Genomic DNA, 16,794 nt, shown 5'->3' with positions numbered 1-16,794 from the left:
CTGCTACCCCACAGCCCCCCGCTGCCCCGCAGCCCCCTGCTGGGCCGCAGCCCTCCGCTGGGCCGCAGCCCTTCGCTGGGCCGCAGCCCTCTACTGGGCCGCAGGCCCCTGCCGGGCCGCAGGCCCCTGCCGGGCCGCGGTCTCCTGCCGGGGCGTGGTCTCCGGCTGGGGCGCAGTCTCCCGCCGGGGCGCGGTCTCCCGCTGGGGCGCACACCCCCGCCAGGACGCAGTCTCCCCCCAGGACGCAGACTCCCGCCGAGCCGCAGTCTTCCGCTGGGGCGCGGCCTCCTCGCTTGGCGGCAGGGCCGAGCGAGGGGACGCCCGCGAAGCCGCCGCTCACACCGCCGCTCACACCGCCGCCCGCGTCGGCGGCCGGGCCGGGGCGCGCTGTCGCGCACCCGGTACCCGAGACAGGCCCACCACCCCAGAAGCTCCCGGCCGGGCCGAGCACGGGCCTGCCGCCGGACGGCCCCCCGCCCGCCTTGCCAGGCCCATCAGCAGGGGCGAAGGCGGCGCGTGGAGTCGAGGACGCAGCCGACGCCGCGCCCGCCGGACCAGCGAAGCCCCGGCCCGAACGTCCGGCACCTTCCACGTCCAAGCCCTCGCCGCGCGCGCGACGTGTCGGGCTGGGCGCACCGCTGCCCGCCTCACCGACCACCGGATTCCCGGTTCAGCGCAAGACCTCGTCTACTCAGCCCTTGCCTCCGCGAGGTGGCGCTGAGAGCCCTGGAGACGAGCCGGCTGGGGCGCCTACGCGTCCGCCGTCCGGAACCTCGCCGAGCGCCGGTGCGGCCCGTCCGATTCAGCGGAAGGGCAAGGCACCGGAGGCGAAGATCACCTCAGACGGCGGGCCGAGCGCCGCTCCGGCGCCAGCTGCGCAGCCGTCCCTTCCTCCAACCGCGCCACCGTCCGTACCGTCCGCCGAGATTCCAGTGGCGCGACATGCGGAACCTCCGGTTCAGCGCGAAACGGCGAGGCCGTCCGGCGAAGGTCATGCTGATCCCGGCCCCGCGAGGACGGCTCGGGCGGCGTCTCGGATTCCGGGCCTTCCGCCGGTCGTCGGGTCGACGCGTCGGGTGGGCCTGGGTGCGCCGGTCCAGCCTTCGGAGCCAGGCCCGGAAGCGACGCTCCCCACCTCACGGACGAGCGCCGCCTCACCGCCAACCCCGCCGGAGCCGCCAACCCCGGCGGAGCCGACGACCCTCAACGCCGTCCCACCCTCACCTCACCGCCCCGTCCCGAGCCCCACCCCGCCGCCGCCCACGTCACCGCCACGCGCGTGGGCTCGGGGCGCCACTTCGTCCGCGCCACGTGGCTCGGCCTCGAACACCACCACTCCGCCCGCATCTCCATCACGCGATCAGGTTTCGGACGCCAGCTCGCCCGGGTCTCGGCCACGTGGTTCGGGGGTGGGAAGGGGATCCCGTCCGTCGGTGCCTGTGCGTGTTGAGCGTCGGGCCGTCGTCGGTGTGGACGGAGGCGGACCACCGCGCGGGGTCGCGGCCCCAAGAGTGGGGCCGTCCGGTTCGGAGTCTGCGCCGACGCGGCGTGCGGCGGGTGCTGTTCGTCCGGTCTGGCGGACGTCCGGTCCCGTCGTCCAGCGGAGTGTTCGGAAGTCTGATCGCCGGGGTTCGGGCGCGGTGGCGTCTCCCGTCCCCCTGCGGCGGGTCGAGGCCGCTGGTGCGGCTCGGCCGGTCGCCCCTGTGCGGCCGCCGGTCCGGCGTGTCGCGGTGAACCCAACCTCCACCGCGTCACCTGGCCCGGTCGGCCGGGCGCCCGGAGATGATCCCGCTCCGGGGACGCCCATCGCGAGTCCGGTGGTCTCTCCGATCACCGCCCATGTCCAAGAGGCCACTGGGCTCGCACCAAGACTGCCGGTGCAGCGCCGGATGCCGGTCCCGGAACGGTCGGTGGAGCCGGATCCGGCGCCGCGCCTCCCGGATCCGCCGGCGCCCCAGCCGCGGACGCCGCAGGGAACGGCGGCGCAGCCGGTGGAGCGGCGGGACGAGGACCACCGCGACGAGGAACGCCGGGACGGCGAGCGTCGCGACCGACGACGGACGGGCGCCCGCCGTCCCGAGGAGATGGACACGGACGAGCTGGCCCGCCACCTGCTGGGCCCGCTTTCGCGGTTGCTGCGGGCGGAGTTGCGGATGGAGCGGGAGCGGGTCGGGCGGCTGCACGACCCGCGGTACTAACGAACGGAGCGCACGATGTCCAAAGAGGATCCCGGTACGACGATCTGCTTCCGGCTCACCATCGACGGCGAGAGCCTGGGGGATTTCAACGGTTGCGACGGCCTTTCCGCCCAGGTGGACATCGAGCAGCGGGAGGAAGGCGGCAACAACGGGCACGTGTGGCAGCTGCCCTCCCGGGTGCGGCACTCCAACGTCCGGCTGACCAGGCCGCTCACCAAGGAGACGGTGAAGGTGACGGCGTGGATCTCCTCGGTCTCCACGGGGGTCGAGCGGCCGACGGCGGAGATCGAGGCGTTGCGGCTCGACGGGTCCGTGGTGGCGCGGTGGAAGCTGCTTGAGGTGGTGCCGGTGAGCTGGACGGGCCCGACGCTGAACCCCGAGAGCCCGGCGGTGGCGACGGAGGTCCTGGAGATCGCGCACCACGGGTTCATGAGCTGATGAAGGGCAAGGCGAGCCACGTCCGGGCGAAGCTCAGCATCCACAACCCGCCCGCGGGCAAGGGGACGCGGCCCGGCGCGCTGATGAAGGTGGTCAAGTTCCAGTTCAACCCGGCGTCGCTCGAACTGACCAAGTCGGCGAACTGGCGGTCCAGCCCGGCGGTCGCGACGCGGGCCGGGGCGGAGGTGGAGTTCCTCGGCACCGAGCAGCAGAGCCTCGATGTGGAGATCTTCCTCGACTCCTCGGACAAGCCGGGCGCGAGCAAGGTCCGCGACGAGGTGGAGACGCTGTTCTCGTGCCTGCGGGCGGCGCCGTCCAGCCTGCCGGACCGGGCGTCGCCGCCGTGGGTGCTCTTCGAGTGGGGCGAGTTCACGACCGTGCGGTTCGTGGCGTACGTGCGGCAGGTGAGCGCGTCCTACACGCTGTTCAGTTCCACGGGGGTGCCGATCCGCGCGACGTGCAGGGTCTCGCTGGAGGAGATCCCGCAGGACACGCCCAAGCAGAATCCGACCTCGGGGGCGTTGACGGCGCGCAGCGTCCACCGGCTGGTGGCGGGCGACTCGCTGCAGTCGCTGGCGTGGCGGGAGTACGGCGACGCGACGGCCTGGCGGGTGATCGCCGAGGCGAACGAGATCGATGACCCGATGCGGCTGGCGCCGGGACGTGAGCTGCTGCTCCCCGCCGCCGACGAGATCCGGGTCTAGAGGGGGAGTCGTGAGCTACACCAACGAGCTTCAAGTGACCATCGACGACCGCAGGCTGCCGAGCGCGCTGGAGGCGAAGCTGGTCGAGGCGTGGGTGGACACGAGCGTGAACCTGCCCGCCGCCTTCCAGCTGACCTTCCGGGACAAGGAGCGGGAGCTGCTGGCGGACGTCCGGGCGACGCTCGGGTCCGAGGTGGTGCTGCGGGCGCTGGTCGTCGGCAAGGACGGCGGCAAGCCGTTGTTCACCGGGGAGGTCACCGCGCTGGAGGTCGACTCCGACCGGACCGGGAAGTACACCGTCGTGCGGGGCCACGACCAGGGGCACCGGCTGCTGCGCAACCGGCGGGTCATGGGCTACAAGGAGATGACCGCCTCGGACATCGCCCGCAAGCTGGCGTCGCAGAACGGGTTGAAGGTCGACCGCATCGACCGGACCCCGATGAAGTACGACATGATCACCCAGGCGAACGTCACGGACTGGGAGTTCCTGACGAGGCTGGCGCAGGAGAACGGCGTCGAGCTCTACTTCTCCCCGGAGGGGAAGTTCCGGTACGTCAAGCCGAAGCCGGCGTCGGGCGCGCCGGGTAAGGGCGTCAAGGCGGAGTCCAACTCGTACGTCCTGGAGTTCGGGGCCAACCTGCTGCGCATCCGGGCGGGGGTCACCGCCTCGGACCAGACGAGCACGGTCCAGGTGCGGGGCTGGGACCCCAAGCGCAAGCGGGAGTTCGCCGAGATGGCGGAGGCCGCGGTGAGCCCCGAGCTGTCCATCGGGCTGACCGGCAGCGCGGTGACCAAGGCGTTCGGGAAGGCCGAGCTGGTCGAGACCGGCGTCCCCTACGAGACGCAGGCGCAGGCCCGCGGGGCCGCGAAGGCGCTCGCCGCGGACGTGGGCTCCGCCCTCGCCGAGCTGGAGGCCGAGGTGCATGGCGACCCGAAGCTGCGCCCCGGGCTTCCGGTCGCGGTGAACGGCGTCGGCGCGCCGTTCGAGGGCAAGTACACCGTCACCTCCGCCCGGCACATGTTCATGAGCGGCGAGGAGTACGTGACGCGGCTGACGGTGTCCGGACGCCAGGACCGCTCGCTGTTCGGGCTGGCCTCCGGCGGCTCGGCGGCGCCCGCGCCGAGGCTGCCCGGGGTGGTGTCCGCGCTCGTCACCGACAACGACGACCCGGAGAACCAGGGCCGCGTCAAGCTGCGCTTCCCCTGGCTGGACAAGGACTACGTCAGCGACTGGGCGCGGGTCGTGCAGTTCGGCGGGAAGGGCGGCGGCGGGCTCCTCATGCCCGAGGTGAACGACGAGGTGCTGGTCGCGTTCGACCGGGGCGCCCTGGACCACCCCTACGTGATCGGCGGCCTCTACAACGGCGTCGACCGGCTGCCCAAGTACCAGCGGATGCCGGTGGTCGCGCCGCGGCCGGGCGGAAAGGTCAACTGGCGCAGCGTGGCCTCGCGCTCCGGCAACCGGATCGAGCTGCTGGACGCCCCGGGCCGGCAGGGCGTCACGATCTCCAGCGGCGACGACCGGATGTCCATCACGCTGCGGGAGACCGGCACCCGCCTCACGGTGGAGAGCAACGGCTCCGTCGACATCTCCGGGGCCCGCGCGGTGATGGTCAGCGGCGGGGTGGCGACGGTCGACGCCAGGTCGAGGCTCGACCTCCGGGCGCCGACCATCGGCCTCACGGGGGCGAACATCAGCCTCACGGGGGCGAGCATCACGCTCACCGGGGTGGTCCAGGTTCAGGGCGCCCTCAACGTCAACGGGTTGATCACGCAGGCCGGCCATCCGGTCGTGGTCGTTTGAGCGAGGGGCGGTCATGGGGGAGCAGTTCGTCGGCGCGGGCTGGGGGTTCCCGATGCGGGTCAGCGCGTCCGGCGGGATCGTGCTGGTCACCGGGGAGCGGGAGATCGAGGAGGCGATACGGCTGGTGCTGGCGACGGCGCCGGGCGAGCGGCCGACGCGGCCGGAGTTCGGCTGCGCGATCCACGACCTGGTGTTCGCGCCCGTCAACGAGGAGACCACGGGCCGCATCGCCTACGAGGTGCGCGGCAGCCTGGACCGCTGGGAGCCGCGCATCGAGGTCACCGACGTGCGGGTGAGCGTGTCGCCGGACGACGGGTCGGTGCTGTTCATCGACGTCCGGTACGAGGTCCGCGGCACCAACAACCCGCGCAACCTGGTCTTCCCGTTCTACGTGATCCCGTCGCATGAGGAGCCGCCGGACGACGGCGTCCCGCCGTACGGCGATCCGTCTTCCGAGAGCGAAAGCTGATGCCCCTTTCCGCGCCCAACCTCGACGACCGGCGCTTCCAGCAGTTCGTCGACGACGCCAAGCGCTACATCCAGCAGCGCTGCCCGGAGTGGACCGACCACAACGTCTCCGACCCGGGCGTGACGCTGATCGAGGCCGTCGCGCACATGGTCGACCAGCTCGTGTACCGGCTGAACCGGGTGCCGGCGAAGAACCACGTGGCGTTCCTCGAACTGCTCGGCATCACGCTGCTGCCGCCCGCCGCCGCCCGCACCGACGTGACGTTCTGGCTGTCGGCGCCGCAGGACGAGGACGTCGTCCTGCCCGCCGGGGTGGAGGTCGCGACGCGGCGCACCGAGCACGAGGACGCCGTCGTGTTCGTCACCGAGCGGGACCTGCGGGTCGTGCCGTGCGAGCTGGCCGCGGTCGCCGTGCAGCCGGAGGGCGGGGCGACGACCGACCACACCGCCGACGTCCGGTCCGGGGAGGACTTCGCGTGCTTCTCCGCCGCGCCCCGTCCGGGGGACGTGCTGGCGCTCGGGCTGTCGGCGGCGGTCCCGTCGTGCGCGGTGATGATCCGGCTCGACAGTCAGGTCGACGGCGTCGGCGTCGACCCGCGGCAGCCGCCGCTGCGCTGGGAGGCGTGGACGGGCGAGGGCTGGCGGGAGTGCGAGGTCGCGTCCGACGGGACCGGCGGCCTGAACCGGTCAGGTGAGGTGGTGCTGCATGTGCCGGACGGGCACGTCATGTCGCGCGTGGGCGTCCAGGAGGCGGGGTGGCTGCGCTGCCGGGTGACGGAGCCGCTGCCCGGCCAGCCGTTCTATTCGGTGTCGCCGACCGTCAAGCAGGCGGAGGCGGCGACGGTCGGCGGCACGACCGGGGCCGTCCACGCCGAGACGGTCCGGGACGAGACGCTCGGCGAGGCCGCGGGCGTCCCGGGGGAGCGGTTCCGGACGGAGCACGCCCCCGTGGTGGTCGGCGACCCTTCGCTGGTGCTGGAGTCGTCCGACGGTGAGGGCTGGCGGGAATGGGAGGCGGTGGAGCATTTCGCCGCGTCCGGGCCCGCCGACCCGCACTTCCGGCTGGACGCGGCGACCGGCGAGATCTCGTTCGGCCCCGCGGTCCGGACCCCGGACGGGGGGCTCCGGCAGTACGGTGCCGTCCCGGACAAGGGCGCGGTGCTGCGCGCGCGCCGGTACCGGACGGGCGGCGGACGCACCGGCAACGTGGCGCGCGGGGCGTTGAGCGTGCTGCGCACGTCCGTCCCGTATGTCGCGCAGGTCGAGAACCGGGAGGCCGCGCGTGGCGGGGTCGACGCCGAGACGCTGGACGAGGCCAAACGGCGCACCCCCGTCGCGCTGCGCGCCCAGGACCGTGCCGTGACCGCGCGCGACTACGAGGAGCTGGCCCGCCGCGCCGCGCCCGACACCGCCCGGATCCGCTGCCTGCCCGTGGACGAGGCGGGCACGGGCGCGGTGCGCGTCCTGGTGGTGCCGCAGGCGGTGCCCGACCCGGGCGGACGGCTCAGGTTCGAGCAGCTCGTGCCAGGCGACGACCTGCTGCGCCGGATCACCCGCTACCTGGACGACCGGCGCCCGATCGGCATCCGGCTGGCCGTGGGCCCGCCGTTCTACCAGGGCGTCACGGTCGTCGCGACGGTGCACGCGTTCGCCGCCGCCGAGGGCGAGGCCGTCCGCCGCGCCGCGCTGAACGCCCTGTACGCCCACCTCGACCCGCTGACCGGCGGCTCCGACGGCCGGGGCTGGCAGTTCGGGCGCCCCTTGCAGGCGGGCGAGATCTTCGCCGTGTTGCAGCGCGTCCCCGGGGTGGAGCTCGTCGACGAGGTCCGGCTGCACGCCGCCGACCCGCTGACCGGCAAGCGCGGCGACGCCGCCGACCGCATCGACCTGGACGCCTCCGCCCTCGTGTTCTCCTACGACCATAAGGTCCGGGTGCTCGGCGGAGCGTCGGGAGCGGCGTCGTGAGGGGCGCCGTCGACGGGCTGCGCTCGCCGTATCCGCTGGGCCCGCGGCTGCCCTCGGTGTTCGCCGACGACGACCTCGCCCAGCGCTACGTCGCCGGTCTCGACGACCTCCTCGCCCCGCTGCTGACGGTGCTCGACAACCTGGAGGCGTACTTCTCGCCCGCGCTGGCCCCGCTCGACTTCGTCGGCTGGCTGGCCGGATGGGTCGGCGCCGAGCTGCACGGCGACGAGCCCGAACCGCAGGCCCGCGCCGCCGTCGCGAAGGCGACGGGGCTGCACCGGCTGCGCGGCACCCGGCACGGCGTCGCCGCGGCCGTCCTGATGGCGTTCGGCGAGACGCCGGAGATCGTCGAGAGCGGCGGCGCGACCTGGTCGGAGCGTCCGCTCGGCGCGATCCCGGGCGAGCCTGAGCCGCGCCTCGACGTGTTCCTGCGGGTCGACGACCCGTCCCGGGTGGACGAGCGGCGGCTGGACGCGCTGGTCGCCGCCGTCCGTCCGGCCCACGTTCCCTACGCCGTGCACGTTCTGAAGAAAGGAACAGCGCAGTGACCTCGACCGGAGTGTGCGTGGACTGCGGGGCCACCGGTCAGGGCGGCTCGTTCTGCGACCGCTGCGGCGCGGTGCTGAACTGGACGCGGCCGCGCGGCCCGTCCCAGCCCGTCCCGGCGGAGCAGCCCCCCGAGCCGAACCCCGCGCCCCCCACGGCGCCGCCCCCCGCACCCACGGCCCCGAACCCGATACCGCACGCCGCGCCATCCGCCGCACCGCCTGCCGGACGGCCCGCCGCGCAACCCGCGCCGCGCACCGGACGGCCCGGCGCGTCCGGTGGGCGGGCCGTGCCGTCGTCCGGCGTTTCGCGTGATCGTCGCGTCGCCCCGCTGCCGCACGAGCAGCCGCACGAGCAGCCGCCCGCGCAGCAGCCGCAGCCGTTGCCCGCGGAGGAGCGGCCGCCCTGGGAGGAGCCGCCGCCCGCGCAGGACGAGCGCGCCCGGCGGCTGCTGATCCCCGTGGCTCCGGAGAACCGGCCCGCTCCCGTCCCCCAGGGACCGACGCCTGTCCTGCCGGGCCGTCCGGAGGCGGCCCGGCCGCACGTGCGAACCGGACGTCCGGACCTGTCCGGCGGCATCCCCTGCCCCTGGTGCGACACCCCGAACCCGCCCGACCGGCACTTCTGCCGCCAGTGCGCGATGAGGCTGGCCGCCGCCGACAAGGACGGCCTCCGCACCCGCACCTGGTGGCAGCGGATCTTCCACGGCGAACGGGACCGGGAGGCGCCCTGGGCGGGGGACCGGCCGAGGCTGCGCCGCGGCCCCGGCAACCTGCTGACCGTCGTGGTGCTGGTCCTCGCCGGGGCCGCGCTGGTCGGGACGGCCGCGGTCAAGACCGACGACGTGGCCAACGGGATCGTCGACCACTTCGTCAAGCGCGCGCCCGTCCCGGCGAACGGGGCGAAGGCGTCGCACTCCGACCCGAACCACGGGCCGCAGCTCGCCATGGACGGCCTCCACACCACCTTCTGGGGCACCGGATTCGGGGGCGGCAGCCCGGGCGTCTTCCTGGAGGCGTCCTTCACCCAGCCCCGCCGCCTGCTCAACGTGATCATCACGTCGGGGATCTCGAAGCAGCCGGACAAGTACGCCACCCAGGCCCGCCCGCAGATCCTGGACGCCACGATCGTCTCGTCCGACGGGACGCGCAGGACGACGGCGTTGCACCTCGACGACTCCCCGGGACCGCAGAAGCTCAAGCTTCGCGGGGACAACGTCGTCCAGGTCAGGCTGACGATCCGGTCCGCGTACGGGGTCGCGGCCAACCGTCAGGTCTGCATAGCCGAGGTCGAGTTCTTCACCCGATCCACCGTGAAGACGCTCTGACCGGCCCGTCCGAAACGGCGAGGCTCCCGGCCGGGGGCCCGGGAGCCTCGCTGGGAGTGTCGTCGCAGGTCAGGAGCAGATCGCGGTGTCCACGGCGTCGAGGACGTGCTGGTGCGCCTTGAGCATGTCCGCTTCGTTCGCGGCGACCGCGCTGGGGAGCGCGGTGACCGCCACCGTGGCGGCACGCCCGTCTCCGGTGACGCCGCCGCGCGTCTCGTACCCGTTGATGTCGCCGCCGTGGCCCCAGAGCACGGCGCCGCATGACAGCTTCGTCCTGAACAGGCCGAGGCCGTAGGAGGCGCCCGGCAGGCTGCCCGGCGCGGCCACGGTCCTCGTCATCTCCCGCAGTTCGGCCGGGCGGAGCACCTTGCCTCCGAGCAGGGCGCCGAAGAAGCGGTCGAGGTCGCGCGGGGTGCTGACGAGCTGACCCGCCGCCCAGCCCCAGGACGGGTCCAGCCGCGTGATGTCGCGCAGCGGAGCCCCAGGCTCGGACGCGTCGTAGCCCTTCGGATGCGGCCCGCGGACGCCCCGCTCCCCGACCCCCGGCCAGTAGGTGTCGCGCAGGCCGAGCGGGCGGACGAGCCGCGTGGCGATCTCCTCGCCGACCGGACGGCCGGTGACCCTCTGGACGAGCAGCCCCGCCAGCACGTAGTTGGTGTTGCTGTATTCCCATTTCGTACCGGGCGGGAAATCGGCGGGATGCTTGAACGCGAGGTCGAGCAGTTCACGCGGTTCCCGGTAGGTGTCACGCATATTGAAGGCGTTCCGGTCCATGTAGCGGGTGTATTCGGGCAGGCCGCTGGTGTGCTGCAGCAGTTGCCGCACGCTGATCTTCTTGGAATTTATCCCTTTCCCGCGGACGAGCCCCGGCAGATAGGTCTCGATCGGGGCGTCCAGTTTGACCTTGCCATCGCCGACGAGTTGCAGCACCACGGCCGCCGTGAACGACTTGGTGTTGCTGCCGGCGCGGACGCGTCCGTTCACCGGCGGCTTCGCGCCGGTCGCGCGGTCACCGACGCCTGCGACGTAATCGGCGGTGCGCCCGTCCCGTCCGCGGACGGCGGCGAGCACGCCGGGGAAGCCATCGCGTACCAGCACGTCCATGCTCCGTTGGACGGCAGGATTCCCCCGCCTCGTGCCGGGCGCCTTTTCCTGGGCGCCGCTCAGCGTGGCGTGAATGCCGCCGTCACCCTTGTCGAAGTAGGCCAGCGCAGGCACGCCCGCCGCGACGATTCCGCCGGACACGGCGAACGCGGCGATGGCGGCGGACATTTTCCGGCGCCGCGCGGGTGGGGTGGGAGAGCTTTGAGAAAACTGCTGACGACCCGGCACGGGGAACTCCTCACGAGTGGTTCTCGGGACGCCTTAAAGCATCGCCACCAGCCATCTCCGGAACGAGCCTGGCGGCCCCCCGAATCGCGGTGTAGCCAGCACTACCATCGCCCGCCGGGCGAACCTCGCCGGAACTTCAGTTCTTGCAATTGGCCTCTAGATAGCGCAGGACGGCGGTGACGCGCCGGTCGGCCGGGCTGGTCGGGTCCAGGCCGAGCTTGGCGAAGATGTTGCGGATGTGCTTGTGGACGGCCCCCTCGGTGACGACGAGCCGTTCGGCGATGGCGGAGTTGCCCAGGCCCTCGGCCATCAGGGCGAGCACGTCCATCTCCCGGGGCGTCAGGCCGTCCAGCGCGCTGTCGGCGCGGGGGCGCGTGAGGAGCTGCGCGACGACCTCCGGGTCGATGGCCGTGCCGCCGCCGGCGACGCGGTGCAGCGCGTCCAGGAACTGCTCGACGCGTCCGACCCGCTCCTTGAGCAGGTAGCCGATCCGGTGGGCGCCGCCGTCGTGGAGCAGCTCGGTCGCGAACGCCTGCTCGACGTACGCCGACAGCACGAGCACGGCCAGGTCGGGACGGCGGCGGCGCGCCTCCACAGCCGCCCTGATCCCCTCGTCGGTGTGGGTCGGCGGCATCCGGACGTCGACGATCGCGGTGTCGGGACGGTGCTCGTCGACGGCCGTCAGGAACGCGTCCGCGTTGTCGGTGGTGGCCACCACGTCCAGGGACTCCGCGCGCAGCAGCAGCGCCAGCCCCTCGCGCAGCAGCGGATCATCCTCGGCGATCACGATCCGCATGGGAGCTCCACCTCAAGAGTCGTCGGCCCACCGGGTGGGCTGGTCAGGGTGAGGCGGCCGTCGTGCGCCTCGATGCGGCTGCGGATCCCGGCGATGCCGGAGCCGCCGCGGGCGTCCGCGCCGCCGACGCCGTCGTCCTCGATCCGCAGCCGCAGCTGCGCGCCCTGGCGCCGCACGGTCACCAGGGCGTGCCGCGCCCGGCTGTGCCGGGAGACGTTGGTGAGCGCCTCGGCCGTCACGAAGTAGGCGGTGGCCTCGACGGACGCGGCGCAGCGGCCCGGCACGTCGACGTCCACCTCGCAGGGGACGCCGCAGTTCGCCGCGAGCCCGGCGAGCGCGCCGGTGAGGCCGCGGTCGTTCAGGACGGGCGGCAGGATGCCGCGCACGACCGTGCGGAGCTCGGCCAGCGCCTGCTCGGCGGCGTCCTGCGCGCGGTCCAGCATGGCGAGGGCCGCGGCCGGGTCGCGGTCGAACGCGCGGCGGGTGGCGCCGAGCAGCACGGTGACCCCGACGAGCCGGTTCTGCGCGCCGTCGTGCAGGGAGCGTTCGATGCGCCGCAGCTCCGTCGCGTGGGCGTCCAGCGCGGCGGCGCGCGTGGCGGACAGCTGGGCGACCCGCAGCGACAGGTCGGTGTCGGACGTGGGCGCCAGGAGCCGCCGTCCCGGCCAGGCCTGCAACCGGGCCAGGACGGGCCCGAACAGCACGAACGCGGCGGCGAGCCCCAAGCCGATGAGCGTGACCGGCAGGGCGGTGGCCTCGTCCCGCACCGACCAGAACACGCCGGTGGGCTCGCGGTCGCCCGGGGGGAGGAACCGCCACCACAGCGGGTAGGTGATGTCCTGCGCGGCGGCGACCGGCATCGTTATCGCGGCCGCGCTGAAGAACAGGCCGACCGTCCCGTGCTCGAACACCCAGAACAGCTCGCGGCGCAGGCCCGTGTCGGCCAGGGCGTCCCGGACGCGGGGCGGCGCCCGCCCCGGGCCGATGATCTCCGGGCCCCAGCGCGACAGCCGCGCGCGCTCCCGCGCGGCCACGGCCCGCACGGCGCGCGGCAGGCTGGGCGTGAGGAGCAGGCCCACGCCGACGACGCACAGCAGCGCCACCACCGTGACCCACGCCATCGCCACGAACGCCAGCAGGGCGGTGCCGAGGCCGCCGACGAGATGCTCCATGGCGTCCAAGACGGCGCGGGCGCGACGCCAGAGGACGCCCTGCCCGGCCTGCCGGGGAACCGCCGGTTCCGGCTTGCCCGCCACCATCCGCACCCTCCTCGCGCTGACGACTCTAGGACGGCGTGTCGGGGACCGCCCGGCGGGCGCCGCAGGAGTACAGCCTGCTATACCACGGGGGGACATGCGGGCTGGATCGTTGGCGGCTTTTGTGGTTCTTAGAGTGATTTGCGGTAATCGAAACCCCGCAACTCGGAGCGCAAGATGAATGATTCTCACAGCGGGTCGAAGACGACCACCCCGTCTACGACCACCCCGCCGTCTGTGACCCCCACCCCGTCCACGACCACCCCGTCCGCTGTGGCGGCGGGCGAGCGGAGCGGGGCCGTGCGTCCGGTGCTGTGGGTGCTCCTGGTGGTCTGCGCGGCGGGCGACGCGGTGGCGTCGAGGGCCGACGCGGGCGTGGGCGTCAGGGTCGCGTTCTGGCTGGCCACGCTCGGCTGCGCCGCCGCCCTGATCGTCCATCACTACCGGAGACGGCGCGGCTGAGCCGTCTCGCCCTCGCGCGCCCGGCCGCCCGGCAGGACCTCCGCGGGAACTCGGCGGGAACTCGGCGGGAACACGGCGGGAGTAGTGCCTGCTGTACCGCGCTCGGGTAACAGGCTGCATTGTCGCGCGCACATGACGTCCCTAATTTCGGAGGGCCATCAGCCGACCTCTCCCGGAAGACCTCGTCATGTCAGTGACCGCAGCTCAGCACGCCGTCAGCGTCGAAGGCGTCAGCAAGACCTACGGCGGCGACCAACCCGTCGCGGCGCTGACCGACGTCAGCGCCTGGTTCGCCCGCGGGACCGCGACCGCGATCATGGGCCCGTCCGGCTCGGGCAAGAGCACCCTGCTGCACTGCGCGGCGGGCCTCGACCGTCCCACCGCCGGACGGGTCCGGATCGGCGACACCGACCTGTCGGCGCTGTCGGAGAAGCAGCTGACGAAGCTGCGCCGCGGCCGGGTCGGCTTCGTCTTCCAGGCGTTCAACCTGGTCGGCGCGCTCACCGTCGAGCAGAACATCCTGCTGCCCGCGCGGCTGGCCAAGCGTCCGCCCGACCCGGCATGGGTCGACGAGGTCGTCGAACGGATCGGGCTGCGCGAGCGGCTCGGGCACCGTCCGGCGCAGCTGTCCGGCGGCCAGCAGCAGCGGGTGGCGATCGCGCGGGCGCTCGTCAGCCGTCCCGAGGTGATCTTCTGCGACGAGCCGACCGGGGCGCTCGACACGCAGACCGCGGCGGAGGTCCTGGCGCTGCTGCGCGCGGTGGTCGACCGGGCCGGGCAGACCGTCGTCATGGTGACGCACGACCCGGTCGCCGCGTCCTACGCCGACCGCGTCGTCGTCCTCGCCGACGGGCGGATCGTGCGGGACATGCCGCAGCCCGGCGTCCAGCGGATCGCCGAGCAGCTCGCGATGCTCGGCCCGCGTCCGCAGCCCACCGTGTCCTGGGCGGGCTGAACCGTGCTGCGACTCGCCGCGCAGATGCTGCGCTTCCGCAAGGGCACGTTCGTCGCGACCTTCGTCGCGCTCGCCGCCGGGGTCATGATCCTCACCGTGTGCGCGGTCCTGGTCGAGTCGGGGCTGCGGTACAAGGGCGAGCCGCAGCGGTACGCCGGTGCGGCGGCCGTCGTCGCGCAGCGCGAGATCACGATCGCCGGGCCGAAGATGTTCGGGGAGTCCGAGTCGGTGACGCTGCCGCTGTCCGAACGCGGTGGCGTCCCGGCGTCGCTGGTCCAGCGCGTCGCGGGGGTGCCCGGCGTGGCCGCCGCCGTGCCGGACCGTTCGATCACCGTCGCGCCGGTCGCCGCGCCCGGGGTCCCGGCCACGGGCCACGGCTGGGGGAGCGCCGCGCTCGCCCCGTACAAGGTCGTCTCCGGCGCGCCGCCACGGGCCGACGACGAGATCGCCGTCGACGCCCGGCTCGCCGAGCGCGGACGGCTGAAGCCCGGCGCCGCCACGGCGGTCGTCACCGGCGGGACCGTCCAGCGGTACCGGGTGAGCGGCGTCGTCGAGGCGCCCGGCTCGGACGGGTCCCGCGCGTCGCTGTTCTTCACCGACGCGCAGGCCGCGAGGCTCGACCCGCACCAGGGACGCGTCGACGCGATCGGCGTCCTCACCGCCCCGGACGCCGACCGCCCGGACGTGATCGCCGCCGTGCGCCGGGTGGCGGACGCCGCCGGAGTCACGACCTACGAGGGCGACGAGCGCGGGCTGGCCGAGGAGCCCGAGGCACTCGCCGCGCAGGACTTCGTCGTCCAGGGCGCGGGCGCGTTCGCGGGTTACGCCGCGCTGGTCATCGCCTTCGCGATCGCCGCGACCGTCGGGCTGTCGGTCCGGCACCGCCGCCGCGACCTGGCGCTGCTGCGGGCGATCGCGGCGACGCCGGGCCAGGTGCGGCTGATGATCCTCGGCGAGGTGGGGCTGCTCGCCCTGGTCGCCTCGGTGGCGGGCGTCCCGGCCGGGGTGGCGGGCGCCTTCTGGACGCGCGACCAGATCGTGGCCAGGGGATTCGCGCCCGAGACGTTCGCCGTGCGCGGCGGAATTCTGGCCTCGCTCGCCGTGATCGCGACGGTCGCCGTCGTCGCGCTGGCCTCCGCGTGGATCGCCGCGCGCCGCACCATCAGGATCCGTCCGACCGAGGCGCTGGGCGAGGCGGCCGTGGAGCGGACGCTCGGCGGCCGGGTCCGGATCGTGTCCGGCCTGGTGTTCCTCGGCGCCGCGGTGTCCCTGATCGGCCTCACCGGCGCGACCGACGGGCAGGCCGCGCTGGGCGCGGCGGTGAGCATGCTGTACACGTTCGTCCTCGCGATCGCGCTCCTCGCCCCGTGGATCAACCAGGGCACGGCCCGGCTGCTCGCGCCCGTGCTGCGGGCCGTCTGGCGCGACAGCGGGTACCTCGCCGCCGCGAACCTGCGGGCGAACGCGCGCGGCATGGTCGCCGTGCTGACCGCGCTCGTCCTCTCCGTCGGGTTCGGCGGATCGGTCTGGTTCCTGCAGGACAACCTGAAGCGCCAGACCGTGATCCAGAGCCGGGACGGGACGCTGGCGCAGCGGGTCCTCGTCGGCGGCGCGGGGCTGCCCGCGTCGGCCGCGGCGGACGCCCGCCGCGTCCCCGGCGTCGTCGCCGCGACGGGCGTGCGCCGCACCTCGGTGATCGTGCCGTCCGGGCCCGAGGCGATGACGGTCGTCGCGCAGGGCATCGACCCGCAGGGCGCCGACAAGACCCTTGACCTGCGCATACGTTCCGGAAGCCTCGCCGAGCTGCGCGGCGGCGCCGTGGCCGTGTCGTCCTCGCAGGCGGACACGTCGGGCTGGGACGTCGGCGACGACGCGACCGTCTGGCTCGGCGACGGCACCAAGGTCGTCCTGCGGGTCGTCGCGATCTACGAACGGGGCCTCGGGTTCGGCGACGTCACCCTCGCCAGCGAGACGCTCGCCGGGCACACCGCGAGCGGCCTGGACGATCACGTCCTGATCCGTGTCGCACCCGGATCTGACACAGGTCCGGCCCTGTCGAAACTCGCCGAGCGCTACCCGGGGAGCACCGTCACCGGCGCCGACCGGCTCACCGGCGAACTCGCCAGGGACCTGGAGATCAGCGCCTGGCTCAACAAGCTGCTGATCGCGGTGCTGGTCGGCTACGCCGCCCTCGCCGCCGCCAACACCCTGGTCATGGCCGCCCTGGGCCGGGCCCGCGAGCTGTCCCTGCTGCGCCTGACCGGCATGACCCGCGGCCAGGTGAGACGGATGGTCCACGCCGAGCAGTCCGCCCTGCTGGGCGTGGCGCTCACGATCGGCGTCGGCATCGCGGCCGTGACGCTGTCCTCGGTCGTCAACGCCGTCGCGGGACAGCGCATCCCGTACGTCCCGGTCCTCGGCTGGATCGTCATCGTCGGCGGCACCGTCGCCCTGGCGATGACCGCCACGATCCTCCCGATCACCCGCCTGCTGCGCACCCGTCCGGTCGAGGGCATGGGCATCAAGGAATAACACCTCGTAAA

The 16,794-nt window shown here is 73.8% G+C and carries 14 protein-coding genes; 11 read left to right on the top strand and 3 right to left on the bottom strand.

Annotated features, from left to right (window positions below):
• Positions 1-1,889: 1,889 nt before the first annotated feature.
• Genes ACH34T_RS37060 through ACH34T_RS37025 form a run of 8 tightly spaced genes read left to right on the top strand, consistent with a single transcriptional unit; the run spans position 1,890 to position 9,450 of the window.
• Positions 1,890-2,198 (top strand): hypothetical protein, encoded by a 309-nt coding sequence (locus ACH34T_RS37060; RefSeq protein WP_396025658.1) that lies wholly within the window; start codon positions 1,890-1,892, stop codon positions 2,196-2,198.
• A gap of 15 nt (positions 2,199-2,213) precedes the next feature.
• Positions 2,214-2,636 (top strand): phage tail protein, encoded by a 423-nt coding sequence (locus ACH34T_RS37055; protein WP_396025657.1) that lies wholly within the window; start codon positions 2,214-2,216, stop codon positions 2,634-2,636.
• On the top strand, positions 2,636-3,340 hold the full coding sequence (locus tag ACH34T_RS37050; protein WP_396025656.1) for a LysM peptidoglycan-binding domain-containing protein: 705 nt from the start codon (positions 2,636-2,638) through the stop codon (positions 3,338-3,340). Before ACH34T_RS37055 ends, ACH34T_RS37050 begins: the two co-directional genes overlap by 1 nt.
• A 10-nt stretch (positions 3,341-3,350) precedes the next feature.
• A complete protein-coding gene (locus ACH34T_RS37045; protein ID WP_396025655.1) occupies positions 3,351-5,144 on the top strand; it encodes a VgrG-related protein in 1,794 nt (597 codons plus the stop codon).
• A 13-nt stretch (positions 5,145-5,157) separates the two neighbouring features.
• On the top strand, positions 5,158-5,613 hold the full coding sequence (locus ACH34T_RS37040) for a GPW/gp25 family protein (protein WP_396025654.1): 456 nt from the start codon (positions 5,158-5,160) through the stop codon (positions 5,611-5,613).
• Entirely contained in the window at positions 5,613-7,577 is a 1,965-nt protein-coding gene (locus tag ACH34T_RS37035) for a putative baseplate assembly protein (protein WP_396025653.1), read from the top strand. The genes ACH34T_RS37040 and ACH34T_RS37035 overlap by 1 nt, the downstream gene beginning before the upstream one ends.
• Entirely contained in the window at positions 7,574-8,125 is a 552-nt protein-coding gene (locus ACH34T_RS37030) for a phage tail protein (RefSeq protein ID WP_396025652.1), read from the top strand. The genes ACH34T_RS37035 and ACH34T_RS37030 overlap by 4 nt, the downstream gene beginning before the upstream one ends.
• A complete protein-coding gene (locus ACH34T_RS37025; protein ID WP_396025651.1) occupies positions 8,122-9,450 on the top strand; it encodes an NADase-type glycan-binding domain-containing protein in 1,329 nt (442 codons plus the stop codon). The genes ACH34T_RS37030 and ACH34T_RS37025 overlap by 4 nt, the downstream gene beginning before the upstream one ends.
• A 69-nt stretch (positions 9,451-9,519) precedes the next feature.
• Here the strand turns inward: ACH34T_RS37025 and ACH34T_RS37020 are convergent, their stop codons facing one another.
• The 3 genes from ACH34T_RS37020 to ACH34T_RS37010 all read right to left on the bottom strand — a co-directional run bounded on the left by ACH34T_RS37020 (position 9,520) and on the right by ACH34T_RS37010 (position 12,837).
• Positions 9,520-10,722 (bottom strand): serine hydrolase domain-containing protein, encoded by a 1,203-nt coding sequence (locus ACH34T_RS37020; protein ID WP_396025650.1) that lies wholly within the window; start codon positions 10,720-10,722, stop codon positions 9,520-9,522.
• Positions 10,723-10,918: 196 nt separating this feature from the next.
• On the bottom strand, positions 10,919-11,578 hold the full coding sequence (locus ACH34T_RS37015) for a response regulator (RefSeq protein ID WP_396025649.1): 660 nt from the start codon (positions 11,576-11,578) through the stop codon (positions 10,919-10,921).
• Positions 11,566-12,837, bottom strand: coding sequence for a sensor histidine kinase (locus ACH34T_RS37010; protein ID WP_396025648.1), 1,272 nt, complete (start codon positions 12,835-12,837; stop codon positions 11,566-11,568). The genes ACH34T_RS37015 and ACH34T_RS37010 overlap by 13 nt, the downstream gene beginning before the upstream one ends.
• A gap of 174 nt (positions 12,838-13,011) precedes the next feature.
• Between ACH34T_RS37010 and ACH34T_RS37005 the strand changes: the two genes are divergently transcribed.
• The 3 genes from ACH34T_RS37005 to ACH34T_RS36995 all read left to right on the top strand — a co-directional run bounded on the left by ACH34T_RS37005 (position 13,012) and on the right by ACH34T_RS36995 (position 16,783).
• Complete coding sequence (locus ACH34T_RS37005; RefSeq protein WP_396025647.1) at positions 13,012-13,296, top strand: hypothetical protein; 285 nt, start codon at positions 13,012-13,014, stop codon at positions 13,294-13,296.
• A gap of 187 nt (positions 13,297-13,483) precedes the next feature.
• Positions 13,484-14,251 (top strand): ABC transporter ATP-binding protein, encoded by a 768-nt coding sequence (locus ACH34T_RS37000; protein WP_396025646.1) that lies wholly within the window; start codon positions 13,484-13,486, stop codon positions 14,249-14,251.
• A 3-nt stretch (positions 14,252-14,254) separates the two neighbouring features.
• Positions 14,255-16,783, top strand: coding sequence for an FtsX-like permease family protein (locus ACH34T_RS36995; RefSeq protein ID WP_396025645.1), 2,529 nt, complete (start codon positions 14,255-14,257; stop codon positions 16,781-16,783).
• The last annotated feature ends 11 nt before the right edge of the window (positions 16,784-16,794 follow it).

This window comes from Actinomadura sp. 9N215 (assembly GCF_044326345.1).
GTDB lineage: Bacteria > Actinomycetota > Actinomycetes > Streptosporangiales > Streptosporangiaceae > Spirillospora.
The sequence above is the reverse complement of the archived record's forward strand: the minus strand, read 5'-3'. Positions and strand labels throughout refer to the sequence as shown.